The sequence below is a fragment of the Pseudomonas sp. St386 genome (genome assembly GCF_018325865.1).
Lineage (GTDB): Bacteria > Pseudomonadota > Gammaproteobacteria > Pseudomonadales > Pseudomonadaceae > Aquipseudomonas > Aquipseudomonas brassicacearum.
Genome location: NZ_AP021900.1, coordinates 5,472,764 through 5,499,371 on the forward strand (window position 1 = coordinate 5,472,764; position 26,608 = coordinate 5,499,371).

Consider the following 26,608-nt stretch of genomic DNA (forward strand, 5'->3'; position numbering starts at 1 on the left):
CATGTTTTGGCATGGGTAGATGGCTCTAGCGCAGGGCTTTCGGACAACTCCCCGTTTCGCAGCGCCCGCAGTTTTTGATCGTTCCCACGCTCCTGCGTGGGAATGTCGCCAGGGACGCTCCGCGTTCCGGTTCTGGAAGGTGACGCAGAGCGTCACGGGATGCATTCCCACGCAGAGCGTGGGGAACGATCACACCGACAGAGCGGCACCACTGGAGCCTCCTGACAGACGAGGGCAGACAATTTCCCCTCCCCCCACGCCAACCACCGTCTAAGCTTCAAGCAAGTCCGATCAATCTGCGTGAATGGATCAGTCGACTATGGGCGCTTTGTGGCAAACCGATTCGAATGAACCTGTGGTCCCGACTGAACGTATGGAAGAAGCGCCTTTACCTCAAAAAAAACGCCACGCACGGCACGGCTGGCGGGCATTCTGGTTACTGCTGCTGATTATCGTGGTGGTGGTCGGCCTGGCGGTGGCCAAGGAAATGCGCACCTCGCGGTTTCAGGCCCGGGAGATCAGCAAATACGCTGCGTCCCTGAGCTATGCGGTGCAGCCGGGGCCCAGCGATGCCATCGTTTACCCGGGTGCAGGCCCGTTCGACCGGCGCTTGGGCTACAGCGCGCTGGGGGAATTCCTGCCGCGCCTGCTCAAGCGCGACTACGTGATCCAGGCCCAGGCGCGGTTCTCGCCGGCCTTGATGGACTACGTCGAAAAAGGCCTGTTCGTACCCTATGCGGAAAAGATCCAGGCCGGCCTGACAATCACCGACTGCCGCGCCGCGCCGGTCTATCAGTTCAAGTACCCGCAGCAACTGTATGCGAACTTCGAAGCGATCCCGCCCGTGGTGGTGCAGAGCCTGTTGTTTATCGAGAACCGCTTCCTGCTCGACCCCAAGCAACCTTTGGCCAACCCGGCAGTGGACTGGCCGCGCTTCGGCATGGCGGCCTGGTCGCAGGTCGCCAAGCTGTTGAGCCTGCCGGGACAATCCGCTGGGGGCAGCACGCTGGCGACACAATTGGAGAAGTACCGTCACTCGCCTGAGGGCCTGACCGTGTCCGGCGCGGAGAAAATCCGCCAGATGATTTCCGCCAGCGTGCGGGCTTATCAGGCCGGCCCGCAAACCCTCGAGGCGCGGCAGCGGATCATCCGCGACTACCTCAACAGCGTGCCGCTCTCCGCCGTGCCCGGGCATGGTGAAGTCCATGGCATGGCTGAAGGCTTGCGGGTCTGGTACGGCGCCGATTTCAAGCGGGCCAATGAACAGCTGTTCAGTACCGCCACCGACCCCAAGAGCCTGGCGGGAAAAGGCTTGGCCCTGCGGGAAATGCTGTCGTTGATGATCGCCCAGCGCCGCCCCTCCCATTACCTGTCCAAGGGTCACGATGAACTGGCGCGCCTGACCGACAGCCACATCCGGCTGTTGGCGCAGAACGGCGTGATCGATGCGGCACTGTCCGAGGCAGCCCTGGCGAGCCAGGTCAGTTATCGCGACTGGGTCCAGGACCCGACCGTCCAGCCCAACGAAACCAACAAAGGCATCAGCGCCGCCCGCAGTCGCCTCGCCGCCCTGCTCAATCGTCCGCTGTACGACCTCGATCGCCTCGACCTCTCCGCCACCAGCACCTTGCAAAGCGACTTGCAGGCCCAGGCCACCGACTACCTCAAGCGCTTGGCCGACCCGGCCTTCGCGACCGAGATCGGCCTGATGGGCGAACGCCTGCTGACCCCCACCAGCACCACCCAGGTGCGCTACAGCTTCACCCTGCTGGAACTGACCCCCGACGGCTCGCGCGTGCGGGTGCAGACCGACAGCACCGACCAGCCCTTCGACATCAACGAAGGCAGCAAGCTGGAACTGGGCTCCACCGCCAAGTTGCGGGTGCTCACCACGTATCTGCAGATCATCGCCGAGCTGCACGAGCGCTATGCCCAGCAAACCCCGGCGGCATTGAAGAAAGTCGACATCGCCGAGCCGGACCGCCTCTCCCGCTGGGCCGTGGACTACCTGATCCAGAACACCGACCGCAGCCTGCCGAAAATGCTCGAAGCCGCGCTGGACCGCACCTATTCAGCCAGCCCCGGAGAAGCGTTCTTTACCGGTGGCGGGCTGCACACCTTCCACAACTTCCGTAACGAGGACAACGGCCGCATCCCCACGCTGCGCGACGCCCTGCGTGAATCGATCAACCTGCCTTTCATCCGCCTGATGCGCGACCTGGTGCGTTACGCCACCTATGCCGGCCCCAATAACAGTTCCGAACTGCTCAAGGACGACAAGGACCCGCGCCGCCAGGAATACCTGGCCCAGTTCGCAGACCGCGAAGGCACCTCGTTCCTGCTCAGGTTCTGGAAGAAGTATCAGAAAAAGGACACCGGCCAACGCCTGGAAACCTTCCTCGACGGCATGCGCCCTACGGCGATCCGCCTGGCCGCCGTGCACCGTTATTTCTTTCCCAACGACAGCCAGGAGAGCTTCAACCGCTTCGTGCGCGCGCACTTGAAGTCGGCCAAGGGAGCCGAAAAACTCACCGACGAACGCCTGGAACGGCTCTACCAGAGCTACGGCCCCGGCGCCTATGACCTGCCGGACCAAGGCTTCATCGCCAAGGTCCACCCGCTGGACCTGTGGTTGATGGGTTACCTGCTGAACAACCCCGACGCCAAGTTCAGCCAGATCGTCAAGGCCAGTGAGTTCGAGCGCCAGGAAGTCTACAGCTGGCTGTTCAAGAGCCGGCACAAGAGCGCCCGCGACAGTCGCATCCGCACCATGCTGGAGATCGAAGCCTTCCTGGATATCCATCAGCGCTGGCAACAAGTCGGCTACCCTTTCGACCACCTGGTACCGTCGCTGGCCACCGCCATCGGCAGCTCCGGCGACCGCCCCGCCGCGCTGGCGGAACTGGTGGGCACTATCCTCAACGATGGCATCCGCAAGCCCGCGCTGCGCGTCGACAGCCTGGATTTTGCCGTCGGTACGCCTTACGAGACACGCCTGGTGAGCAATCCGGATAACGGCAAGCGCGTGATGCCGGCGGAAGTGGCCCAGGCCTTGCGCGGTGCGCTGTCCCAGGTGGTGGATGCCGGCACCGCGAAACGCGTGGCCGGCAGTTTCAAACTGGCCGATGGCACACCGTTGGCCATGGGCGGCAAGACCGGTACCGGTGACAACCGCATCGAAGCCGTCGGCTCCGGCGGGCGAGTGATCAGTTCCAAGTCGATCAACCGCACCGCCACCTTCGTCTTCTACATCGGCGACAGCCATTTCGGCACCCTGACCGCCTTCGTGCCAGGCGCCTCGGCGCAGAACTTCAAGTTCACCTCGGCCTTGCCAGTGCAGGTGCTCAAGGGCATGGCGCCGTTCCTCTCGCCCTACTTGCAACCGGGCAGCCACACCCAATGCAAGCCCTTGGTGGCAAGCCACTGATGGTCAGCGACGTGGTGTGGGTCAAGGGGTTACGCGAGGCACCGCGTCGAAGATCACGGTCAAGTCGGCGGTGTACAGGCCGTGCTGACCATCGTAGACCTTGTCCGAGGCCATGATGTGCATGTCCGCCTGGGTGCCTGGCGTGGACGTTGCGTCATCCACCACTTCCTGGGACACACCGGTCAGGCGGATATTGTTGAACCTGACAAGCAGGGGAATGGCGTCACTGCCGTTGGTCAACCACGCCCGGCCGCCCTCGAGATAGGCGTGGACCGAGCCATCGGTGTGCTTCACATCGAAGGTCTGGCGCAGCGGGCTCAGTTGGCTGTTCACCGGGTCGAAATGCATGACCTCATCCTTGCCGAAGTCCGGATTGCGCGGCTGCACATGGAACTGCTTGTTGGGAATGTTCGCGGTGATATGGATGGCGGTGCGTGCATCATCAGCCGCCAGCACCAGTGAAGGACTCAGGATTGCAAGGGTCGTCATGAACATCACTTTTCTAAACATGCTTGATACCTTTTCAGAGTAATGAAACGAAGTGGAGACCACCTTGTGGCGAGGGCGCTTACTCCCGCCGGGTTCCAACCCACACCTTTTGATCGTTCCCACGCTCTGCGTGGGAACGCATCCCGTGACGCTCTGCGTCACCTTCCAGAAGCGGAACGCGGAGCGTCCCTGGCGACATTCCCACGCAGGATCGTGGGAACGATCAAGATCAAAAGATCGCAGGCTTCGCCAGCTCCTACAGAACCGGGACGCTCGTAGCCCGTATTCCAACCCACACCTTTGCGCCTCACGGCGCAATGGCATCGAACACCATGTGCACCGTGCCGTAGTAATCGCCGGGCTTGTATTCGTCGGCGGGTTTGATGGCGGCGATTTCCAGCGGCACCTGGCGTCCGGGCCGGGCCTCGATAGCTGACACCACGTGGTTCGAATCCAGGGTCAACTCGACGTTGTTGAACCGTACCCGCAGGTCGATGCGCTCACGACCGTTGGATAGGTACGCTTCTTCGGCCAGGCGCGCGCCGATAGCACCGTTGCTGTTCTTCACCTCATAGGTCGCCCGCAACGGGCTGAGCTCGTTGGTGATGGTGCTGAAGGGCAAGCGTTGTTCACGCTGGACCAACTGCGGATCGAGGGGCAGCACGTAGAAATCCAGCGTCGGGATGGTCACGTAGAGTTCGAAGGTTTCCCGTTCGACCGCGCCCCAGGCCGGGCTCCAGGGCAACATCAGAGCGGTCAATGCGAGGGGACTTAGCAGTGTCTTGAACATTTTGATTACCTGTGGCGTCAACGACGGTTCGGCGACGGCAACCGTCAACCCTTGATCTCGACGGTCTTGCTCTGGCCGCCCTCGATCAGCGTGAAGCGATATTCACGCCCCGCCTCCTTGTCGAACGAAAACGCGCGACCGGCCATGACGTGGTGTTTGGTGGTTGGCCGGCAGTCGTTTTCTTTCTTCACCGCACAATCCTTGAACTCATCGAGCACCAGGACGCTGTTGCCGTTGTTGCGCATAACGTAGCGACTGGCGCTGTCATCGATCACCGTCTCGAAACGGGTGTCCTTGGGACGCACAAAGAACACCGTGCCGTAGCCCGCCAGGACCTTGACCCCCGCCGCCACGCGTTCTTTCTTGTACTCTTCGCGCTCCTGCGCACTGACGGCAAATTCGTCCTCCGCTTCCGGCACCACCGGCACGAAACGCACCCGGAAGTAACGCTCCTTGTCACGGTTGCCCATGAACAGCAAGCGTGTGCCCTGCATGCCGTTGGCCGGCACGATCAGCCGCGCCGGGCTGGCCATCAGGCCGTCCTTGGCCATGGCACTGGCCTGGTTCTGCAGCGGCACTTCCTGATAGGTGCCGTCCTCGTTGTAGATGATTTCCAGAATGTTGACCTTGACGAATGCCGTGGACGTCCCGCCGTTGAACACCCGTTTCATGTAGGTGCTTTTGTCGCCATCAAGGTAGTCGTAGACCACCCCGACACCAATCTGCGGCCCGGCCTGGGCCATGCCGCAAAACAGATAAAACCCAACCCATGCCCATAGATGTTTCATCACTTTTTCAACCTCATGCATTAAACGTAATTCACTGAATATGGCTGGCCCTAAGGGCTCTCAGACTTCCGAATCCCAGATCACCGTGACGTTGCCGGCATAGGCCTTGGCGCCGCTGTCGAGCATCTCTTCGACGCTGGTGCGGGCTACTTCAAAATGCAGAGTGCCCGGCCGGCGATCGATGTAAAAACCCGGCTGGAACAGCTCGGTGCCACTGCCGTCACGCAGTAATCGGCGGCGGTTGATCGATTGCCCGGCGGCGTCGGTCAACCCGTCGGGCAGGGTCACGCTGACGTCCACCGGCACGGCATGACCGGTGCCGGTTTCGGCAATCGCGCAGGTGTTGCCGCTGGTGTGCTGGCATTCGATGGCCATCTTGAAACGTGACGAGGCCGAGATATGGAAACGTTGGTCGCGAAACAGCTGCGCCGGTTTTCGCCCGCTGTTCAGCCAGGCTTGCCAGCCTTGCGGAGGCACCAGTTCCACGAGGTTGCCGCCAGGGGGCACTTCGACCTGGAGGGTGTGCTCGATATCGAGTTTGAAATTGAGGGTGATCACCGAGTCACTGGGGAGCATGACGTCGCCCATGTCGAAGTCTTGTCCCGGCCCAACGCCATAGCTCACTGAACCGGTGTATTGGCCGGACGACATCCTCAATGGGTTGGGGGTGCGCAGTTCGTAGGCGAAATCCAAGTGGCGGTAGGACATGCTGGGGATCAAGTAGCTGGCCCTTTTGGCACACACCCCCTCGGTCGGTGTCTTCCAGAAAAAGTTATAGATCCACTCGTTCATGGTCGCAAAATTACTGGATCGACAGGGCGAAGGCGCATACCTCCAGCTGGAACCGCTCCATAACCTGGTATGAGCGGTTGAGAGATCCACACCGCCGCCCACCAGGCTGATTACGCTGACAGGAAGTTGGTAACGCGAACCTATGCCGGAGATGCGAACTTGAACAATTTCAGTTTCGCCCGTACCGGTATGGGTCACCTGTGCCAGACGCCAAGTGGCCGGTACATCGAACATTGCCCCTTGCCGGGAATCCCCATGATTGGCCTGAATGGGACCGGTGGAGTCGAAGACAATGGGCAGCTGGATGCTGAACATTTTTTCCGCATCGCATACCGCCGGATACAGTGCGCAATAACCCGAGACCGGGGTGGTATTGAGAAAGGTGTTTTGGTTGGGCTTCGAGGGATCGGGCCTGAAGATCGCACTGATATCCTTGCTCACGGCATCAGCCGTCGATGCACACGTCAACACCACCACCGATACCATGCCTTGCACTGCCATTGGTAACTGCTTCATCTCTACCTCACCCTCAAATCGGCCCGGACCGCCCAAGCCACTCCTTTTTAAACTTCCGAATCCCAAATAACGGTGACGTTGCCGGTGTAGGCCTTGGCGCCGCTGTCGAGCATCTCTTCGACGCTGGTGCGGGCCACTTCAAAGTGCAGGGTGCCCGGCCGGCGATCGACATAGAAACCTGGCTGGAACAGTTCGGTGCCGCTGCCGTCACGCAGTAACCGGCGGCGGTTGACCGGTTGCCCGGCGGCGTCGGTCAAGCCATCGGGCAAGCTGACGCTGACATCCACCGGCACGGCATGACCGGTGCCGGCTTCGGAGATCGCGCAGGTATTGCCACTGATGATTTGGCATTCGAGCGCCATCTTGAAACGTGAGGAAGCGGAGATATGGAAGCGCTGGTCACGAAACAACCGCGTTGGTTTGCGGCCGCTGTTCAGCCAGGATTGCCAGCCTTCCTGGGGGACCAGCTCCACGCGGTTGCCGCCGGGGGGGACTTCCACCTGGAGGGTGTGTTGGACTTCAAGATTGAAATTGAGCGTGAGCGCCGAATCGTTGGGGAGCATGACATCGCCCATGTCAATGTCCTGCCCCGGCCCGACGCTATAAGTCAGCGACCCGGTGTATTGGCCGGACGACATTTTCAGTGGGTTGGGGGTGCGCAGTTCGTAGGCAAAGTCCAGATAGCGGTAAGAAAAGCCAGGGATCAAATAATTGGCCCCTTTTGCACATACGCCCTCTACCGGGGTTTTCCAGAAGAAGGTGTAGTCGGTATTGGTATACAACCCTATACCGCTGTATCTACAAGGCGATGGGGCATATACCCAACTAAGGCCGTTCCATAACCGTTGATGGGCGATCAAGAGCGACACGCCGCCACCTACCAAGTCGATGACGTTACCAGAGAGTCGGTATGTCGAACCTATACCGGACCAGCGCACTTCAACGACCTCGGTTTCACCCGTCACTGAATGGGTCACCTGTGTCGTGCGCCAAGTAGTAGGGAGTTTAAACATCGCGCCCTGTCGAGCATCCCCATGGTTGGCTTGAATAGGACTGGTCGAACTGAAGATAAAGGGCAACCGAATGCTGAACATCTTTGTTGCCCTGCATTCCGACGGATATTGTGCGCAGTAACCGCTAACAGGCGTGGTATTGAGAAAGGTATTTTCGTTGGGTTTCGATGAGTCAGGCCTGAACAGTGCGCTAATGTCCTGGGTCAAGGCATTGGCCGTAGGCACACACGCAAACAACAACACCGAGACCACGCTGCGCACTGCAACCGATAAGGGTTTCATTTATACAACCTCATACATCAAGACAAATCATTGCAAATAGGTGGTGAGCAACTCACCTGTGGGAGCAAGGCTTGCCCGCGATGCAGGCGCCCGGGTCTTCAGGTGAACGGCGTTATCGTTCATCGCGAGCAAGCTTTGCTCCCACGGTTCTCATGAGCGCTGCTTCGTCCCGGCCTCGGCCAGCGTCGTATCGGCCAGGGTGTCCGGCGTGCAGCGCAAGTCACCGATCATCAGCACATCGCCTTCGCGGCCGGCGTTGTCCGGGTCGAGGCGGAACCGGCAGAACAACTCATTGCCGTAGCGCACTTCCAGGGTGGGCGAGCCGGCATTCATTTCCATGGAGAAGAACCCGTCCACCTCGCTGATGCCGCGACTGGCGTGGTTGATCACGTGATGGCCCCGAAGCGGCTGGCCCTGCCCGTCGAGCAAACGCCCGAGCACGGTCACGGTTTTCATCACGTGGATCTTGCGGTAGTCCACCCCACCCTTGTTCAGGTGATAACGGGTGCGCGAAGGCTCGATGTTCGCCGCCGGCGGATGCACGCCGTCGAAGTCGAAGGTCACCATGCTGTTTTTGTAGGCGGTGATAGGGACGAAGTTACGGCCCGGACGCAACGCCGTGCTGCCACCGGTCAAGTCATCGGCGCGCAGGGCGACATCGTCCAGGTCGGTTTCCACATCGACGATCATGCCCGCGCCGCGCCCCTGGGGCAGGCCGGTGAAGGCGGCTTTCTGGTCGCCCACGGCCACGGTGCTGCTCAAGTTCAGGCCGCCGGTGAGGTTGTCGTTATAGGATGAGCGCTGGACGAAACCGTCGCCGTAAAGCGAATCGGTCATGAAACTGGCGATGCCGGACAGGCCCACGCCATAGGTGTCGGCCAGCGCCGTGGCGGAGACGCTTTGCAACACGTGATCTTCCAGGTCCCGGCGATAGGTCAGCGAGGCATTGTGGTCGCGATCGCCGTCCCGCGAGGTGCGGGTGCCGATGCTGCCCGACCAGTACTCGCCCGGCCCGCCCAGGGCGACGCTGACGCTCAGGTCGACGCCGCGATTGCGCCGGTCGGCGGTACTTGAGGTGCCGGGGCGGTCGAACACCGACAGCCGCCAGTTGGCATCGCTGCCGCGCAACTTGCCGCGCTGGGTCCAGCCCAGGTCCAGGCCGGTGCCCTGGACATTGCCTTCGCTGTAGGCCAGCCGTCCGTTGACGGAGGTCTTGTTGCTCAAGCGATGGTTGACCGACAGCGACGAGTTGCTGGTATGGCCGACGAACACGTTGCGCTGGCGGATACGAGTGCCGTCCGCCAGGGTTTCATAGGTGTTGCGGGTGTCCAGCCAACTGCGGTTGTGGCTGGCCACCACGCTGCCATGGCCATAGCTGTACAAGCCTTGCACGTCCATGCCGGTGCCGTACTGCTGGGTCTGATAGACGTTGGTGTACAGGCTGGTGTTGGTCGCCAGCGTCCAATCCACCGAGGTGCCCACTTGCAACTTGTCCTGCACCTGGCGCGTGGAGGCGCCCAGGATCACCCGCGGATGCAGCAGGTAGTTGAGGCCGACGCCCGCTGTCGTGAACCCCGAGGGCTGGTCTTCCCAGTTGCTCCAGAGCCTGGTCTCGCGCCCGGCGAACAGGTTGTAGCGCCAGCGGTCCTCCGCGTCGCTCCAGTTATTGGGCTTGTAGACCAGCTCCTGGCTGGTGGCGGTGGTTTGCCCGTCCTCGATCAGCCGCACTTCCACTTCATAGATACCGCCGGGCAAGGGCCGGGTGTCCAGGCTCTGCAAGCCGGCGCTGACCGCCTGAGTGTTGATCAGCAAGCCGCTGCGATAAATTTCCACCGACGCCTGGCGGCTGGCGGTGACATAAATGGGGTAGACGCTGGGTTTGGGATTTTCGATCGCCAGGCTGTCGGAGCTGCCGTACATCACCCCCAACGCGGTGTCCGGGTTGGCGCCGAACGAACGGATCTGCCGATTCAAACCATCGGAGCTGGGCGTGAAATAGCCCAGGCGGAAAAAAGTCCCCTCCATTTCTCGTTGGGTATGGAGCTCATGGACAGCGTGGTACAGCTTGTCGTCCGGCCCGCCAAGACGCGAAAGCTGAAGGTCCAGCGACTGGCTCCAGTTGCCCACGCTGGAACTGGCATTGAGGCCATAACGCCCGCCCGTGTCCTGCTCCTGGCCACCGTTGATGTTCAGTTGGTTGTTGAAGATCAGGCCGAGGCTGCCGCCTTCCGGTTGATCGTAATAGCGCTTGGCTTCGGTGCCTCGTTCCACATCCCGGGTCAGGATCGACACCAATGAGTTTTCAAGGCTGTAGTGCACGGCCAGCAGCCCTGACGGACAGCTGCCTTCACAGGCGCCCAGTACTTGTCCTTGCTTGAGATGCTGCGCCCATTGGTCGCGCTCGACAGCTTTTATCGTGCTGTCGTGCGTGTCGGAGAATTCGAGCAGGGTTATACGATCGTCCCGCGACAAGACCACCATGGCTTCGCCGAGGTACTGTTGATTGAGTTCAATACGAACCGCCAGAGGCACATCGAAGAAGTGCGATTCAAACTCCGCCGGCAGGCCCTTGGCCTGGGACAACAGGCTTCTCGGTGTCGTACCGGGGGCAGTCGGCGCGGCCAATGCATTCGCGCACAACAATAGCGCGAGCGCACCCGCGATGGGTGTCATCGGAAACATCAACGGATTCTCATAATCTGCGAGCGATCAAGGCGTTTCAGGTGCTGGCCGCCCGGCTGGGGAGCGCCGGACGGCCTGCGGCGATGCCCGTGCAGTGAGCTGGAACTCACCGGGCATCGAACAGGATCACGGGCGCGGCACGGCGTCGAAGATCACGGTCATGTCGGCGGTGTACAGACCGTTCTGGGTATCCAGAGGCTTGGCCGCGACAATGGTCATGTCAGCCTGGGTGCCTGGAGTGGACGTCGCATCATCCACCACTTCCTGAGCGATGGCGGTCAGGGTGACGCCATTGAAGTTGGTGGTCAGGGCAATGGAGTCACTGCCGTTGTACAGCGCCGCCGGGCCACCCTCGATGTAGGCATGGACCGAACCTTCGGTGTTCTTCACGTCGAAGGTCTGGCGCAGCGAAGTCAGGGTGCCACTGACCGTGTTGTAGCTCATGATTTCATCCTTACCGAAGTTCGGGTCACGTGGCTGCACGTGGAACTGCTGGGTCGGGATGTTCGCGGTGATGTGGATAGCGGAGCGTGCATCATCGAGCGCGAATACCTGCGAAGCGCCCAAGGCAGCGGCAGTCAGGGAAGCAGCGGTTACGAATTGTTTGAGCATGTTGTTAACACCTGTTCTTGGCATAAAGAGAAAGGTTGAAGTGGCAGTTCAACAACAACTTGATCTGCTCCTCCAACGCCGGGGCATGATCGGCTCTTTGCAATTAAAAAAAAGCAGGCAGATTCCCACAAGCGTGTAGTAAAACCGGCACACGAATGGGCGAAAAATACCCGATTCTTTATAAAATTTAAGTTTGTATGTCAGAAACGGCCCACACGCCCAGCAGTATCGCCGCGCCCTTCAAAGTCAAGAAAAACCGCCGCAAAATCCCATCATCCACTGCCATATCGTATTCAGGTAAGGTCTTGTTTCATCAGAAGTAGCGGGCAACGAAACTCGATATATCTTAGTTCCTAGTTATATCCATCCTTAAAGATATATCTCACGGCAAAGTTATATCTCAGCCCTATCTTATGCAGAACGGAGAACGCATATGACAGATCCTTATTCCCATTTCAAACGCGAATACGAACACGACGGTTTCGAACGACACTCGGCGCGCCGTGAACGTAACAGTCGCGCCCCACGGGTCTTTGCCGCCGGTGACCTGAAGTTGCTGTCACTGGCGCTGATTGCCGAACAACCTTGCCACGGTTATGACCTGATCCGCCGGATCGAAAACATGTTCGACGGCGCCTACAGCCCCAGCCCCGGCGTGATCTACCCGACCCTGTCCTTCCTGGAAATGAGCGCAATGGTCACCTGCGGCGTCGATGATGGAAAAAAATGCTACAGCGTGACCGATGCCGGACGTCTATTACTTGAGGACCAGGCCCAAGCGTTGGATGAGGTGCGCACGCGCATTGAAATCAGCAAGCGCACGCTGCGCGGCCATGATCGTCCCCCGGAAATCCAGGAAGCGGTGTATAACCTGCGGCATGCGCTGCAAAAGCATCCTGGCCACTGGAGCCCGGAAGAAATCCGGCGGGTGCGCGACCTGCTCAACGACACCGCCAAAGCCATTATCGACGGCACCGACCGTCCACCTGTCTCGGAGTCAAGCCAATGACTGAAGTCGATCCAAATGCCATTCACCGCGTCACCCACGAGATCAAACGCCGTCGCCTGCAGGTGTTGCGGGTGCAGGACCTGACCCCACGCATGCGCCGCATCACCGTCGGCGGGCCGGAACTGGCCGGGTTCGTCAGCCTGGGCACCGACGATCACGTGAAGTTGCTGTTCCCGCAGAACGCCGAGGAACACGCCGCCCTGGAAAACTTCAACCCCAGCCCCGGCAAGGCCCAGGGCCCGATGCCCGAGATGCGCGACTACACCCCGCGCCGCTATGACCTGGACACCCTGGAGATGGACATCGATTTCGTGCTTCACGGCGACGGCCCGGCATCTACCTGGGCGGCCCAGGCGGCGCCAGGGCAATACCTCCACATAGCCGGGCCACGGGGCTCGATGATCGTGCCGGACATCTTCGACAGCTACCTGCTGATCGGCGACGAAACCGCCCTGCCCGCCATCGCCCGCCGCCTCGAAGGCCTGGCGTCCAACCGGCGTGCCCTGGTGGTGGTGGAAGTGGAAAACGGCGCCGAACAGCAAGTGCTCCAAAGCCCGGCGCAGGTGCACGTGATCTGGGTGCTGCGCGAAGGCCGCCAGGACAACCTGCTGCGCACCGTGCAACAGCTGGAAATGCCCGGCGGCAAGCTGTACGCCTGGGTCGCGACCGAAAGCAAGGTGTCGCGGCAGATTCGCAAGGTGTTGCTGGAGGAGAAAGGCCTGGACCAGGATTTCGTGAAGGCGGTGGGGTATTGGAAGGCGGAGGGTAGCGACGAAGAATGAGGGGCCGTTCACTGGCCCCTGCGCCACGGGCATCGTCTCCCATCACTCGCTCATGACGGCGTAACCTTGGCTACAGCATACGCAGACGGATGTCGGTCACGTAGTAGTCATTGCCCATGCCACTGGCTTGGTGACTGTTGACATGCAGCTCGATGTCCCGCTCAGTCGCGACAAATTCCCCCTGAGCACTTGCCAGGTGGTCGTTGCCAAGGTAACAACCTCACTGATACGTCCATGGGTTTTCGTCGCGAGCGACAGGCTGGGCACCGCATCGGACGTGTTGTTGTGGCGTCGTGCGTCGAGGCTGAATTCGTAGCGTGCGCCTACCCTCAGACCGATGTAGCCCTTCCATAGCACGATCCCGGCGGAATTATTGGTGTAGGTTGTATTGCCCAGGCATGTGCGTCCGCCTTCGTCCTGACCAAAATTCCAATCCCGCGGATCCTGCGCCGCCGGTCCAGCGCGCCATCCATTCCAGTTATTGTTCTCAAATCTGGACACGTCATCCAGGGGCAACGGAGTTACCAGATAAGTTCGTATTGGAAAGGCGATAGCCTGGCTTTTATCAACGCTGCGATTGAAGGTCACGTCCAGGATAAGCTTGAGATCCGAGCCGTTGCGCAAGCGATTGATCTGGGTCCGCGGCAGCACCACCGACAGGCCCGCGGTCACTTCCCCGGGGCTCACCGGTCTCGCGGTGTACAGATCAATACTGAAATCCAGGCCGTTCAAGTCAGTCCCTTCAGCACGCAACCACACGCACTGACCTGCGGCGATCAGCGGCCAGGGCTCCACGTCGACGCGGGAGTCTCCGGCGAAGCTGTCGATGTTGAACTCAGTGCCCACACCGCCATTGGCGGCATCCACGATCAAGGGTCTGGGCAGCGCGGAAAGCTCCAGCACAGTCAATGTCAGGGGCGGCGACGGTGGCCAGGTCACGTCGCGCGTCACGGTGTAGATGACCGTCACCGACTTGCCCAGACTGTAGGCCACGACCTCGGGTGGCAGATCGATCGGTTTCTCACCCACCGTCCCCACATCTTGCGGCGTGGTGGTGTGCGAGCCCCCCTCCGGCGTGCCGTGCCCGGCCCAGGTCACGCTCACCTTGTCCGTGCTCAGCATGCCTTGGTAATGCGGCACCAGCGCGGTCAGTGTGCTGGCGGCCTTGATAGGATCGAGCACGCTACCAGTGGCCTCTTCGATTTCGGGTGGCGGCAACCCCAGTGCCGTGCCGATGACCGTCGCAATTGCGGTTTTTGAAGAACCTATGGGTGTGGTGCCCCTCAACAACCTGTATGACACGTGCACGGTACTGTCCGGGAAGACCTTGTCGTTAGGGATCTGAAGCACGCAGGCCTTTTTCTGCCCCAACTCATCCACCTCGACAATGCCCGTCACGGGCACCACGACCTCCGGCTGGCCCATGACTTTGGCCGTATAAGTTGCCTCGATGAGGTCCCCAGGCATAAAACGCGGGTCGCTGGTCAGGATGATCAACGACAGCGGGTTGGCACCCAGTTTGTCGAGATCAATGATGCTTGGGTCATCGCCCGCTTCGCTCAGGATTTCCCGTGGAATCGGCGCCAACAGTCTTTGCCCGGCCTTGTCCACATCCACTATTTGCACGGCCGACCAAACGTTGTCGAGATCCGGGCTGTTAAAGAGTTGGTCTCTGACAGTGAAGGAAAACATGAATTCAGGATCGTCGACCAGATCGGCGCTGGTGACGTCGAAACATATCCGGGTAGGCGTCGCCGAGCCGTGGTTTGGCGGGGCGGGGGCCTGGGTTGCATCCACCTTGTGAAATACGTCACGGCCATTACAGTTGAGCCGGATTTCGTCATAGGCCCGGCAGTAGGGGTATTCCACGCAGACCGTCGCACTGACGAAACCTGGGCCCACACCGTTCTTTATTTCGTCCGGCAATAGCAACACCAGTTCCGAATGCCCGGGCTCACCCGGTGACCTGTCCTGGTTGCCCGGCCGGATGCTGTTGTACAGGATCTCCAGCGGAGGGGTCGAGGTTTGATCGTTCATACCGGGGCGTTTCACGGTGTACGTCAGTCGATTGACCAGGCCGGGCAGCAATTTGCCATGTGGAATGTACAACGTGACATCGTCATCGAGGCCCTGAGTCTGTTTGCTATCCAGCGCCTCCTCACCATTGAGGTTGATCGAAACGTTGTCGTTTGGCTGCTGGCCCCAATAAGCCTGCACCAACACTTCGCAGCCGAAGGGCAGCGGCACATAAAGGTGGATGGGGACACCATAGTCGGCGCCTGCCACGGGCTGGGTGGCGCCGGGTAAGCTGGGTGGGTACAGGTCATCAAGTATGGTGGAATCAGCCGTTTTCGATGAGTCGGTCATGAGTAATCCCCACGGAATGGAACAGATATACCGAGGCTCTATCAGAGCTCGAATGCGCGTGGGGGCCTACTGTCAGAGTTGACAGATCCGAACAGGTTTTAGACGAGCGGTTGGGCGGGGGATTTGAATATCACCTTGCGGATCCCGGCCAGATAATCAATTGTTCTGCCGACATTCCATTCAGGTACCCCGCCCCATGCTTTTCCTGCTCGCCTACATCAGCAGCGTCGTGCTGATCAACTTCGCGTTTTCCGCCGCACCGCACCTGGACATTATTTGGTCGGCCTGGGGCGGCCTGGTGTTTATCCTGCGGGACATGGTGCAGACCCGCTTCGGCCACGGTGCCATCGCGGCGATGCTGGTGGCGCTGGTGTTGTCCTATGTCACCTCGGACCCGACCATCGCCCTGGCGAGCGCCACGGCATTCGCGGTGTCCGAGTGCATCGACTGGCTGGTGTTCACGATCACCAAGCGCCCGCTCCATGACCGGTTGTGGATCAGTTCGGCCCTGAGCATTCCCCTGGACACGTTCATCTTCTTCGGTTTGATCGACGCCCTGACGCCTGCTGTGGTGATCACCGCCCTGCTCTCGAAATTCGCCGGGGTCACCGCCGTCTGGCTGATCATGGCCTGGCGTTTACGCAAACAGGCCATCGCCGGGCGGTTCATGTAAAATGCCGCGCTTTCTCCCATGGGAAGCTCGCCCGGCGCGCAACCCGCGATGATCCGCTCCTGTTTGAGGACCTTCAGATGACCCGTATCGGAACCCCATTGTCGCCCACCGCGACCCGCGTTTTGTTGTGTGGCAGCGGTGAGCTGGGCAAGGAAGTGGTAATCGAACTGCAGCGCCTGGGCGTCGAGGTGATTGCCGTGGACCGCTACGCCAACGCGCCGGCCATGCAAGTGGCCCACCGCAGCCATGTGATCAACATGCTCGACGGTGCTGCCCTGCGTGCGGTGATCGAGGCCGAGAAGCCGCATTTCATCGTGCCGGAAATCGAAGCCATCGCCACCGCCACCTTGGTGGAACTGGAGGCCGAAGGCTTCACCGTGATCCCCACCGCCCGTGCCGCGCAGTTGACCATGAACCGTGAAGGCATTCGTCGCCTGGCCGCCGAAGAGCTGGGCCTGCCGACCTCGCCGTACTTCTTCGCCGACACCGTGGAAGACTACCGCAAGGCCGTGGAAACCCTGGGTTTCCCGTGCGTGGTCAAGCCGGTGATGAGTTCCTCGGGCAAGGGCCAGAGCCTGCTGCGCAGTACCGATGACGTGCAAAAAGCCTGGGACTACGCCCAGGAAGGCGGCCGTGCCGGCAAGGGCCGAGTGATCATCGAAGGGTTCATCGATTTCGACTACGAAATCACCTTGCTCACCGTGCGCCACGTCGGCGGCACCACCTTCTGCGCACCGGTCGGCCACCGTCAGGAAAAGGGCGACTATCAGGAATCCTGGCAGCCACAAGCCATGAGCCCGGTGGCCCTGGCCGAATCCGAGCGCGTCGCCAAGGCGGTGACCGAGGCCCTGGGTGGTCGCGGCCTGTTTGGCGTCGAGCTGTTCATCAAGGGTGACCAGGTGTGGTTCAGCGAAGTCTCGCCGCGCCCGCACGACACTGGCCTGGTGACGCTGATCTCCCAGGACCTGTCGCAGTTCGCCTTGCATGCCCGCGCCATTCTCGGCCTGCCGATCCCGCTGATCCGCCAGTTCGGCCCTTCGGCCTCGGCGGTGATCCTGGTGGAAGGCCAATCGACCCAGACCGCTTTCGCCAATCTGGGCGCGGCCCTCAGCGAACCGGACACCGCCCTGCGCCTGTTCGGTAAACCGGAAGTCAACGGCCAGCGCCGCCTGGGCGTGGCCCTGGCCCGCGACGAATCCATCGAAGCCGCCCGCGCCAAGGCGACCCGCGCTTCGCAGGCCGTCAGGATCGAACTGTAACCAATATCGCTTGCCCATGGTGACCTGTGGGAGCAAGGCTTGCCCGCGATAAAGGCGATGCGGTCTTTCCGAAGTCGAGTCGCCTGTTTCGCGAGCAAGCTTTGCTCCCACAGTTAACTGGGAGACATCGATAATAAAAAAAGGCGATACCCGCAAAGGTATCGCCTTTTTCATAAGCGCCTGTTTTATCCCAGATCGTTCCCACGCTCCTGCGTGGGAACGCCGCCAGGGACGCTCCGCGTTCCGCTTGTGGAGAGGATGACGCAGAGCGTCACCGGATGCATTCCCACGCAGGAGCGTGGGAACGATCACTCCCGCTTAATCCGGCAGTTTGTAGGCGATCACATAATCGCCCTGCTTGGTGCCCAGGGAACCGTGGCCACCGGCAACAACCAGCACATATTGCTTGCCGTCCTTGCCGGTGTAGGTCATCGGCGTGGTCTGGGCGCCGGCTGGCAGGCGGCCTTCCCACAGTTGCTTGCCGTTTTTCACGTCATAGGCACGCAGGTACTGGTCGAGGGTGCCGCTCAGAAACGCCAGGCCGCTGGCAGTGGTGAACGTGCCACCCAGGCTCGGAACGCCCATGCTCAGCGGGATCGGTACCGGCGAGCTGTCACGCACGGTGCCGTTCTTGTGCTTCCACAGGGTTTTGTTGTTGGTCAGGTCCACGGCCGCGACATAACCCCATGCAGGCGCCTGGCAAGGCAGGCCCATTGGCGAGAGCAGCGCTTCGAGGATCACACCATAGGGCGCGCCCTTGTTCGGCTGCACGCCTTCGGTTTCGCTCTTGCGCCCCGGGCCACCAGCCACTTCGGCCGCCGGCACCAGTTTCGACTTGAACGCCATGTAGCTCGGGTTGACGAAGGCGATCTGGCGCACCGGGTCCACCGAAATGCCACCCCAGTCGAACACGCCGAAGTTACCCGGGTAAACGATCGAGCCTTGCAGCGATGGCGGCGTGTACATGCCGTCATAGCGCAGCGACTTGAAGTCGATCCGGCAGAGCATCTGGTCGAACGGGGTCACGCCCCACATGTCGCGTTCCTTGAGGACCGGCGGCACGAAGTTCAGGTCGGACATCGGTTGGGTCGGCGAGGTGTGGTCACCTTCCACCGCGCCTTGGGGCACCGGGATTTCCTTGATCGGGATGATCGGCTGGCCATTGCTGCGGTCCAGCACGTAGATGCTGCCCTGCTTGGTGGAAGCCAGTACAGCCGGTTTCACGCCATCGGCGGTCTTCATGTCCATCAGGGTCGGTTGACCGCCGACGTCCATGTCCCACAGGTCATGGTGAGTGAATTGGAAGTACCAGCGCACCTTGCCGGTGGCGATGTCCAGGGCGGTCAGACCGGCGGAATATTTTTCCGACTCCGGCGTGCGCAGGCCACCGAACTGGTCGGGAGTCTGGTTGCCCATCGGCAGGTAGAGCATGCCGAGTTTTTCATCGACGCTGAACATGGACCACATGTTCGGCGAGTTGCGGGTGTAGGTCTGGCCTTCGGCAATCGGTGTGGTGTCGTCCGGCTTGCCACTGTCCCAGTTCCACACCAGCTTGCCGGTGTGCACGTCGTAGGCACGGATGACGCCGCTAGGCTCGTCGGTGGAGACGTTATCGGTGACGTGGCCGCCGATCACCACCAGGTTCTGGGTAACCGCCGGTGGCGACGTGGAGTAGTAACCGCCGGCCGTGAAACCGCCGATGTTGGCGGTCAGGTCGACCTGGCCCTTGTCGCCGAAGTCTTCGCACATCTTGCCGGTGTCGGCGTTGAGGGCGATCAGACGGGTGTCGGCGGTCGGCAGGAAGATCCGCCGTGGGCAGACGGTGCTGGCCGGCGTGGCGCTGGCGGCACCCGTCGGGCTCTGCTCGGCAGAGGCGTACGCGGCGTCATCGTGATAGGTCACGCCACGGCAGGTCATGTGGGCCCAACCCTTGAAGTTTTGCGCTTTTTGCGTGGAAAGCTTCGGATCGAAACGCCAGATTTCCTTGCCGGTGTCAGGCTCCAGGGCGATCACCTGGCTGTGAGGCGTGCACACGTAGAGCATGCCGTTGGCCTTCAGCGGGGTGTTTTCGGCAGTGGTTTCACCCGGGTCGTTCGGCCCTGGCAGGTCGCCGGTGCGATAGGTCCAGGCCGGCACCAGTTTGCTGACGTTCTCGGGGGTGATCTGTGCCAGCGGCGAATAGCGGTCGCCATGGGCACTGCGCCCGTAGGAGTTCCAGTCGCCGTCCGGCATGGCCGGTGCGGTGTTGGCCATGCCCGGCACGCTGTCGCGGTCCAGTTGGCCCTTGATCTCACCCGGGTTGGTGAACTGGCTGGCGAGCGCGGCGATACCGGCGATGACCACGGCGGCGCCCAATGCGCGGGTGCCCATGGCCGAGGCTTCGGCGGTCAACAGCGGGCGGCGGAACCACGGCAGCAACATGACGATGCCCAGGGCAAACAGCATTGCCAGGCGCGGCACCAGTTGCCACCAGTCCAGGCCCACTTCCCACAACGCCCACACGGTGCTGGCGAACAGCACCAGCGCGTACAGGCCCAGGGCCGCGCGACGGGCCATGATCAGCAACACGCCGGTCAGCGCCAGGCCGATCCCGGCCAACAGGTAATACAACGAGCCGCCAAGCGTGCTCAGCTTGACTCCCCCGGCCAACAGGACCAGGCCCATCAATAGAAGCAGAATGCCGAGCAAACTCGGTAGCAGACGGCTTCGACTCAAAGCACCCTCAGTGCTCATAGTGTGTTTCTCCGTGACGTTTTAAGGAGTCCCGCGCAAGTAGTCACTGTAGATGACGATCTTGCGGGGGCATGGTTCAGTTGAAAAAAGGCAAATTCGGTTGCCGCGATCCCTTGTGGGAGCGAGCTTGCTCGCGATGGCGGCGTGTCAGTTGGCTTCAAGGTTGAATGTGCAATCGTTATCGCGAGCAAGCTCGCTCCCACAGGAATTCGCCGAGACAGCGCTGTCTTTCAGCGTCTGGACACTGGGCGTTTTTTAATCTTTCAGCAGGATCGAGCTGGACGCAGAGGCTTCGGCACGCCAGAAGAAGCGTTTCAGCAGGCGGCGCAAGGATAATGTCCCGTTCTCAATAGAGAAAGGGCTTTTGTTGACATGAATCATCTCGGATTCGGTAACAGTGCGCCTGGCGCTGGGCGGCCATGATGAAGGCTATGCTTCCACCCTAAGGGCACCTCGGCTAAGGTGCGCGGTTTTACACCTTTAGCGCGAAGGCCTCCCATGACCGAACCCAACAACAATCCACTGCACGGCGTGACGCTGGAGCAGATCCTCAACGCCCTCGTGCAGCACTATGAATGGTCGGGCCTGGCCGAACGCATCGACATCCGTTGCTTCAAGAGCGACCCGAGCATCAAGTCGAGCCTGACCTTCCTGCGCAAGACGCCATGGGCGCGGGAGAAAGTCGAGCGCCTGTACATCAAGTTGATGCGCACCAAGCGGCCGGTCTGAGTCGTGGGGAGTAATCAGGGTCGTCACCTCACGCTGCGACAGCGTTTTGTCTGCGTGACGGCACTGCTGGGCTGGGTGGGATTGAGCATCCAGCTGTATCTGATCCTGCTTGGTCGCTGGAAACTGGACGCGAGCCTGCTGGGCGGGCTGGTGAGTTTCTTCAGTTTCTTCACGGTCCTGACCAACACCCTGGTGGCCGTGGTGCTGACCTGGGAACTGACCGCTCGCGAGTCGGCGGCCCGGCGCTGGTTCCTGCTGCCCAGCGTGCGCAGCGGCGTCGCAGTGAGCATCGCCCTGGTCAGCCTGGCCTACAACCTGCTGCTGCGCCACCTCTGGCAACCCGAAGGCTGGCAGTTCGTGGCCGACGAACTACTGCACGACGTGGTGCCCTTGCTGTACATCGCCTATTGGTGGCTGTGGGTACCCAAAGGCACATTGCGCCTGGGCCACATCGGGCTGTGGGTGATCTACCCCTTGGTGTATTTCGCCTATGTCCTGCTGCGCGGGGATCTATTGGCGGCTTACCCCTACCCTTTCATCGATGTGGCGAATCTGGGTTATCCACAGGTGTTCATCAATGCCGGGGGGATATTGCTGGGGTTTATCGCGATTGCGTTGGGGTGGTGGGGTTGGATCGGTTGGCATCGTTGAAATAGAGGCCTGCAGAGCACATAGCGGTGTGAGTCAAACCTGTGGGAGCAAGGCTTGCCCGCGATGAAGATCACGCGGTTTACCTGAAGACCAGGGCGCCTGCATCGCGAGCAAGCTTTGCTCCCACAGATAGGTATCCCACAGGGGTTTGTGTTCCATATCCGGCATCAGCGCCTTGCTGGCAACATCCACACCAACCCACTGGCCTTGGCCCGCTCATGACACAGCGCCAACACACTGCGCCGCTCGTCATTGTCCATCCGGCTCCAACGGGTGATCTCCGCCACGGTGCGCTGGCAACCGGTGCAGATGTCGTCATCGTCCAGCGCACAGATGTTCACGCAGGGCGAAGGCACCGGGCGTTCAGGGGCGCTCATGGTTCCTGCTCGACCAGGTCGCGGGCGTAGCGCTGGGCATTGTGCACATAGTGCGCCGCGCTGGCCTCGAGCATTTTTTTCTGGGCCTCGGTCAGTTCACGCACCACCTTGCCGGGCGAGCCCATCACCAGCGAACCGTCGGGAATTTCCTTGCCCTCGCCGATCAGCGAGTTGGCGCCGATGATGCAGTTCTTGCCGATCTTCGCGCCGTTGAGAATCACCGCGTTGATGCCGATGAGGCTGTAGTCGCCCACCGTACAGCCATGGAGCATGGCGTTGTGGCCGATGGTCACGCCGGTGCCGATGGTCAGCGGATAGCCCATGTCGGTGTGCATCACCGTGCCGTCCTGCACATTGCTGTTCTTGCCGATCAGGATCAGTTCGTTGTCACCGCGCAGCACGGCGTTGAACCAGACATTGGCGCCCTCTTCGAGGCGGACCTTGCCCACCAGCGTGGCGTTGGGCGCGACCCAGCTCTGTGGGTGGGTTTCGACACGGGCATCGCCCAGGCGGTATTTCATGAGAGTCCTCGGGGCGTCAGGTATTGATGAAACTCTTGGGCGGTTTGTGCAGGTCGATCTCGGCGTCGTACAGCAGGTTGACCAACTCCACGACCATGATCGCCGTCAGGCCCCAGATCTTGAATTCGCCAAACCGATAGCTGGGCACGTACCAACTGCGGCCCTGGTAATCGATCCGGTGCGTGTGTTCGCGCGGATCCTTGCGGAAAAACTCCAGCGGTACGCTGAACACCGCAGCGATCTCGGCATCGTTGGCCTGGTATTCGACGTAGTCCGGAATCACTCCGACATAAGGCGTGACCTTGATGCCGTGCAGCGAGATCAGCGGGCTGAGGGGGCCGATCACTTCCACCAGGCCGGGCGGCAGGCCGATTTCTTCCTCGGCTTCGCGCAGGGCGGTGAAGATCAGGTCCGGGTCTTCCGGGTCGCGGCGCCCGCCGGGGAACGCCACCTCGCCGCCATGGGTCGAGAGCCCGCTGGCGCGCAGGGTCAGTACCAGCTCCGGTTCATCGCTGCGGGTAATCGGCACCAGCACCGCGGCTTCAGGGAAACGTTGGTCAGCCTGCAGATCGTGCGGGGTATGGTTGCTTACTCGATGCAGTAGCTCGTCCAGCATGAGACTTCTCGATTTATTCGCTACCTTGCATCATGCACCAATCGTTCAAGCGGCCCAACCCCCGCACCGCGTCGTGTCGCGAAACGACAACTTGCCGACACCGGCCCGCACCGCCAAGATAGGCGCAGCATTCAGGAATCCAAGCATGAAATTCTGCAGCCAGTGCGGTAACCCGGTGACCCAGCGCATACCCGAAGGCGACTCGCGCCTGCGTTTTGTCTGCGACGCCTGCCATACCATCCATTACCAGAACCCCAACATCGTGGCCGGTTGCGTACCGACCTGGGGCAGTAAAGTCCTGTTGTGCCGGCGCGCCATCGAGCCGCGGCGCGGTTACTGGACGCTGCCGGCGGGCTTCATGGAGAACGGCGAAACGGTTGAACAGGCCGCCGTGCGCGAAACCGCCGAAGAAGCCTGCGCCCGGGTGCGAAATTTGAGCATCTATACGCTGATTGACGTACCGCATATCAGCCAGGTACATGTATTCTTCCGCGCCGAACTGGTGGATGAGGATTTCGCCGCCGGGCCCGAGAGCCTGGAGGTGAAGCTGTTCGAAGAAGCGGACATTCCCTGGGACGAACTGGCTTTCCGCACAGTGGGCCGTACCTTGGAATATTTCTACGCGGACCGCCGGGCCGAAGATTACCCTGTGCGATCCGAATCGATCCCACCGCTGGCTCAGCCTGCCAATACATAAAAAACCAATATAGCCACAACACCTCTAGGGATATCGTTTCAATGCGCTGGTTGCTTGTCTTGTTCTGCTTGTCGTTCACTGCGATGTCCCAGGCCTCTGCGGTGGGAACCTACAACGGCAAGGTCATCGAAAAAGTGCTGGTGCTCAAGTCCGCCCATCAATTGCAATTGATCAACGACGGCAAGCCGCTCAAGACCTATCGCATCTCACTGGGCAGGGGCGCCAAAAAAGGCCCCAAGCTGATCGAGGGCGACAAGCGCACCCCTGAAGGTTTCTACTGGATCGACTGGCGCAAGACCAGCGAGAACTACTACCTGTCGATGCATATTTCCTACCCCAACATCAGCGACGCCGCCCGCGCCCGCCGCGAAGGCGTTGAGCCGGGGGGCATGATCATGATCCACGGCACGCCTGATTCGGAAGAGAACCCTGAGCAGTTGTTCCATACGCTGGACTGGACCGACGGCTGCATCGCCATGCGCAATGTGGACATGCGCGAGGTCTGGAACCTGGTGCCGGATGGCACGATGATCGAAATCCGGCCGTAGCGCCTCCCCCTCCTGCGGCAGGAGCTTCTTGTGGCGAGGGAGTCCCCGCTGGGCTGCGCCTGTAGGAGCTGTCGAGTGCAACGAGGCTGCGATCTTGCCCCAGGCACTTGAGTCTCAAGCGAAAGATCAAAAGATCGCAGGCTTCGCCAGCTCCTACAGAGCCCCGCGCGAGATTGCTCCCTCACCACAGGTTAAGTGGCATCAAGTCCGAAGCTCTACCCGGTCCAAGGCCTTGTTTGCCAACAACGTTCCCAGATCGATCATCTGCGCCACGCCCAACGCCACATGCCGCCGCGAACCGTCCAAGTCAAACAGGAGGTCGCTAAGCACCGCATTGGCCGAGGCCAGGGTTTCGCTGAGGTTGGCTAGTAAGGTTTCGGTGTCAACGTTGTCCGATACGCTGAACAACTGCACCGAGGGTTGGGGGTCTGGTTCGCTGCCGTCGGGTTTGAGGTAATGGTCCATCGCGCGGTCGGCGGCTTCTTTCAGCTTGTCGGGGGCGTAGTCGCCGTAGGGGAAGGTGGAGGCGGGTTTTGGCATGTCAGAATTATTTTTCAATTGAAGCTCCTTTAAATTAATGGAGCCCAGGACAAAACGTCCGGGCCTGTTGCCCCTTGATTTTTTCGGACGGTCAAACCCGGTCGCTGAATTGGCAGCGACACCCAAAGGCTAGAGCCCTCGCTTCCGAGGCACAACCTTAAAAACATGTCGGAAATTTCGGGGCGTCTGACAGACCAAAGAGTGATCATTCACACAACAAAAAACCGGCCGAAGCCGGTTTTTGAGGATGGCATTTGGGCTACACAAACGCTGCACGCTGCTCAGCCTCATAATGCCGAGTCTGAAAAGGCAGGAGGGTTTGCACCTTCAAGCCAAGACCTTCATTCAGCCCCCAAGAGAGAGCGAGTTCATCACGGCGTTTGCGAAGCGCAACAGCGGTTTGTGAGGTTATGGCTTGCTTGGGTGTCGAACGTAAAAATAGCTCAAGGGCTTTGAAGACTTCCAACGCACGGCTGTCCGTGACACACGAAAATCGGGTGAGTCGTTCAAGCAAATATCCTGCGCGACGCAACTCGACCTCATCCGTGTGTTGGCTCAGAAAAGCTTGAGCTGCGCTTATCAAGTCCGAGTTGGAATACCAGACAGCCTTGGCCGCGCTCACGAGTGCAGCATCATCTGCATGATCCAACGGGCTTTTGACCAATGTGTCCAGAGCGGCTGAGAGGACGTGGCGGTTAGCAGGCTTCGCCATCTGTATTCTCCAAATAATCTTGCAAAATTTGAGTAAGAACAGAAATTGGAGGCTCTTTGTTGCCAACATATACATCAATTGCCTGCAATGCCAGTCGACGCAGCTCAGTGGTCAATATGAAGCCGGCCCTTAGGAGCGCCATGATGTCGCCAATATCCTGATCCGTTGCTCTGCCCAACTTTGAAATCGCAATATCTACAGGGGCAGCAACGTGAACGTGTAGAGGAGACTCTACCGGGAACTCTTCAAGAGGGAGGCTTCGAGCCCAATAGTCCTCGTGAATCGGACCAAAGCTGGTGTTGTATTGGAGGTCGTAGTTGAGTTCCATCAATCGGCCGGACTTTTCGTCGACAAATTGCTCAGGCACTTCCGCAAGTAACGTTCGAAGATGAAAGCCTTCTGGAAGGCTAGCCTCATAAATTTCGGCGTCAACGTCCGTGGAGACACGATGGTTTGTATAAAGGTGCACTGCACACCCACCAAAAACGATGACTTTGACCACCCCAGGCACTGCATTCTCAGAAGTCAGCTCCGCTTCGACGGACTTGAACATTGAAACCAAAGCCTGTCCCAGCGCGGTACTTGTATTGAGGCGGGGGGCGATCGTATCCGGCATTTCCATGTTTGAACCTCAGAGGCTGATGTTGCTCCTTGAAACTGGGATCTGCCACTTGGCCTTGCCAAAGACCAGTGAGCGATCCCTGCGTTTGGAGATGTAGGCCCCGAAAACTAGAGCCCCCGTTTCTGAGGGACAACCTTAAAAACATGTCGGAAACTTCAGGGCGTCTGACAGATCAGCCATCTGATCGGGGATGTTTCGCACAAATTTCAGATAGGCTTTTTTTGGATTGAATTGGGTACATATCCATTGCTGCGGTAACGGATATTCACACCGACCAAATAAACAACCCACCACCGGCCACCACGAAAATAAACATCAAATTTCAAAACCCGCCCTCCATGCATACCACTGACCTTTAATCCCCCCAACCCAACGCAGTAA

The 26,608-nt window shown here is 60.3% G+C and carries 24 protein-coding genes; 9 read left to right on the top strand and 15 right to left on the bottom strand.

Translation table 11 applies throughout. The features are described from left to right. Window positions 1-319: 319 nt before the first annotated feature. Window positions 320-3,427, top strand: a complete 3,108-nt coding sequence (locus KI235_RS24165; RefSeq protein ID WP_212795333.1) for a transglycosylase domain-containing protein — start codon at window positions 320-322, stop codon at window positions 3,425-3,427. Window positions 3,428-3,448: 21 nt separating this feature from the next. Here the strand turns inward: KI235_RS24165 and KI235_RS24170 are convergent, their stop codons facing one another. The 7 genes from KI235_RS24170 to KI235_RS24200 all read right to left on the bottom strand — a co-directional run bounded on the left by KI235_RS24170 (window position 3,449) and on the right by KI235_RS24200 (window position 11,391). Beyond that, on the bottom strand, window positions 3,449-3,937 hold the full coding sequence (locus KI235_RS24170) for a CS1 type fimbrial major subunit (RefSeq protein WP_003205201.1): 489 nt from the start codon (window positions 3,935-3,937) through the stop codon (window positions 3,449-3,451). 286 nt (window positions 3,938-4,223) lie between these two features. After that, on the bottom strand, window positions 4,224-4,706 hold the full coding sequence (locus KI235_RS24175; protein ID WP_003205202.1) for a CS1 type fimbrial major subunit: 483 nt from the start codon (window positions 4,704-4,706) through the stop codon (window positions 4,224-4,226). Between the two features lie 44 nt (window positions 4,707-4,750). Then, on the bottom strand, window positions 4,751-5,494 hold the full coding sequence (locus KI235_RS24180) for a pilus assembly protein (RefSeq protein WP_028236683.1): 744 nt from the start codon (window positions 5,492-5,494) through the stop codon (window positions 4,751-4,753). A 60-nt stretch (window positions 5,495-5,554) separates the two neighbouring features. Beyond that, on the bottom strand, window positions 5,555-6,787 hold the full coding sequence (locus KI235_RS24185) for a hypothetical protein (protein WP_013694143.1): 1,233 nt from the start codon (window positions 6,785-6,787) through the stop codon (window positions 5,555-5,557). Between the two features lie 62 nt (window positions 6,788-6,849). Further along, the gene (locus KI235_RS24190) at window positions 6,850-8,097 is read right to left on the bottom strand and encodes a hypothetical protein (protein ID WP_039013848.1); all 1,248 of its coding nucleotides are present in this window, start codon (window positions 8,095-8,097) and stop codon (window positions 6,850-6,852) included. A 150-nt stretch (window positions 8,098-8,247) separates the two neighbouring features. Next, on the bottom strand, window positions 8,248-10,779 hold the full coding sequence (locus KI235_RS24195; RefSeq protein WP_212795334.1) for a CS1-pili formation C-terminal domain-containing protein: 2,532 nt from the start codon (window positions 10,777-10,779) through the stop codon (window positions 8,248-8,250). Between the two features lie 126 nt (window positions 10,780-10,905). Beyond that, window positions 10,906-11,391 (bottom strand): CS1 type fimbrial major subunit, encoded by a 486-nt coding sequence (locus KI235_RS24200; protein ID WP_003205213.1) that lies wholly within the window; start codon window positions 11,389-11,391, stop codon window positions 10,906-10,908. Window positions 11,392-11,824: 433 nt separating this feature from the next. Between KI235_RS24200 and KI235_RS24205 the strand changes: the two genes are divergently transcribed. Further along, window positions 11,825-12,400, top strand: a complete 576-nt coding sequence (locus KI235_RS24205) for a PadR family transcriptional regulator (RefSeq protein ID WP_027911402.1) — start codon at window positions 11,825-11,827, stop codon at window positions 12,398-12,400. Beyond that, on the top strand, window positions 12,397-13,182 hold the full coding sequence (locus KI235_RS24210) for a siderophore-interacting protein (protein ID WP_212795335.1): 786 nt from the start codon (window positions 12,397-12,399) through the stop codon (window positions 13,180-13,182). Before KI235_RS24205 ends, KI235_RS24210 begins: the two co-directional genes overlap by 4 nt. A 96-nt stretch (window positions 13,183-13,278) precedes the next feature. Here KI235_RS24210 and KI235_RS24215 read toward each other — a convergent pair whose 3' ends face one another. Next, complete coding sequence (locus KI235_RS24215; RefSeq protein WP_244864268.1) at window positions 13,279-15,549, bottom strand: hypothetical protein; 2,271 nt, start codon at window positions 15,547-15,549, stop codon at window positions 13,279-13,281. A 196-nt stretch (window positions 15,550-15,745) separates the two neighbouring features. Here KI235_RS24215 and KI235_RS24220 point away from each other — a divergent pair, with 196 nt between their 5' ends. Together KI235_RS24220 and purT are read left to right on the top strand one after the other, a co-directional pair. Beyond that, window positions 15,746-16,222 (top strand): preQ0 transporter, encoded by a 477-nt coding sequence (locus KI235_RS24220; RefSeq protein ID WP_003205220.1) that lies wholly within the window; start codon window positions 15,746-15,748, stop codon window positions 16,220-16,222. 77 nt (window positions 16,223-16,299) lie between these two features. Continuing rightward, window positions 16,300-17,481: a formate-dependent phosphoribosylglycinamide formyltransferase gene (gene purT, locus KI235_RS24225; protein WP_003205223.1), complete on the top strand. Its 1,182-nt coding sequence runs from the start codon at window positions 16,300-16,302 to the stop codon at window positions 17,479-17,481. A gap of 318 nt (window positions 17,482-17,799) precedes the next feature. Here the strand turns inward: purT and KI235_RS24230 are convergent, their stop codons facing one another. After that, window positions 17,800-20,214, bottom strand: coding sequence for a glucose/quinate/shikimate family membrane-bound PQQ-dependent dehydrogenase (locus tag KI235_RS24230; RefSeq protein WP_212795336.1), 2,415 nt, complete (start codon window positions 20,212-20,214; stop codon window positions 17,800-17,802). Between the two features lie 498 nt (window positions 20,215-20,712). Between KI235_RS24230 and KI235_RS24235 the strand changes: the two genes are divergently transcribed. Both KI235_RS24235 and KI235_RS24240 read left to right on the top strand, forming a co-directional pair. Next, the gene (locus tag KI235_RS24235; protein ID WP_003205228.1) at window positions 20,713-20,943 is read left to right on the top strand and encodes a VF530 family protein; all 231 of its coding nucleotides are present in this window, start codon (window positions 20,713-20,715) and stop codon (window positions 20,941-20,943) included. A gap of 3 nt (window positions 20,944-20,946) precedes the next feature. After that, window positions 20,947-21,594, top strand: a complete 648-nt coding sequence (locus KI235_RS24240; protein ID WP_212795337.1) for a Pr6Pr family membrane protein — start codon at window positions 20,947-20,949, stop codon at window positions 21,592-21,594. A 167-nt stretch (window positions 21,595-21,761) separates the two neighbouring features. On the opposite strand, the gene KI235_RS24245 is transcribed toward KI235_RS24240, so the two are convergent. From KI235_RS24245 to KI235_RS24255, 3 genes are read right to left on the bottom strand one after another with little or no spacing between them, the layout of a single operon-like run. Next, window positions 21,762-21,971, bottom strand: coding sequence for a DUF1289 domain-containing protein (locus KI235_RS24245; RefSeq protein WP_003205232.1), 210 nt, complete (start codon window positions 21,969-21,971; stop codon window positions 21,762-21,764). Continuing rightward, entirely contained in the window at window positions 21,968-22,492 is a 525-nt protein-coding gene (locus tag KI235_RS24250; protein WP_003205234.1) for a gamma carbonic anhydrase family protein, read from the bottom strand. Before KI235_RS24250 ends, KI235_RS24245 begins: the two co-directional genes overlap by 4 nt. 16 nt (window positions 22,493-22,508) lie before the next feature. Then, the gene (locus KI235_RS24255; protein ID WP_003205236.1) at window positions 22,509-23,108 is read right to left on the bottom strand and encodes a CoA pyrophosphatase; all 600 of its coding nucleotides are present in this window, start codon (window positions 23,106-23,108) and stop codon (window positions 22,509-22,511) included. 145 nt (window positions 23,109-23,253) lie between these two features. On the opposite strand from KI235_RS24255, the gene KI235_RS24260 reads away from it, so the two are divergent. Together KI235_RS24260 and KI235_RS24265 are read left to right on the top strand one after the other, a co-directional pair. Continuing rightward, window positions 23,254-23,805, top strand: a complete 552-nt coding sequence (locus KI235_RS24260; protein ID WP_003205238.1) for an NUDIX hydrolase — start codon at window positions 23,254-23,256, stop codon at window positions 23,803-23,805. A gap of 41 nt (window positions 23,806-23,846) precedes the next feature. Next, on the top strand, window positions 23,847-24,353 hold the full coding sequence (locus KI235_RS24265; protein ID WP_003205240.1) for a L,D-transpeptidase family protein: 507 nt from the start codon (window positions 23,847-23,849) through the stop codon (window positions 24,351-24,353). Between the two features lie 201 nt (window positions 24,354-24,554). Here the strand turns inward: KI235_RS24265 and KI235_RS24270 are convergent, their stop codons facing one another. The 3 genes from KI235_RS24270 to KI235_RS24280 form a co-directional block, all read right to left on the bottom strand. Continuing rightward, entirely contained in the window at window positions 24,555-24,893 is a 339-nt protein-coding gene (locus KI235_RS24270; protein WP_032833015.1) for a DUF6124 family protein, read from the bottom strand. A 259-nt stretch (window positions 24,894-25,152) separates the two neighbouring features. Next, the gene (locus KI235_RS24275) at window positions 25,153-25,605 is read right to left on the bottom strand and encodes a hypothetical protein (RefSeq protein WP_027911406.1); all 453 of its coding nucleotides are present in this window, start codon (window positions 25,603-25,605) and stop codon (window positions 25,153-25,155) included. Continuing rightward, window positions 25,589-26,227 (bottom strand): DUF6036 family nucleotidyltransferase, encoded by a 639-nt coding sequence (locus KI235_RS24280; RefSeq protein WP_027911407.1) that lies wholly within the window; start codon window positions 26,225-26,227, stop codon window positions 25,589-25,591. The genes KI235_RS24275 and KI235_RS24280 overlap by 17 nt, the downstream gene beginning before the upstream one ends. Window positions 26,228-26,608 lie beyond the last annotated feature (381 nt).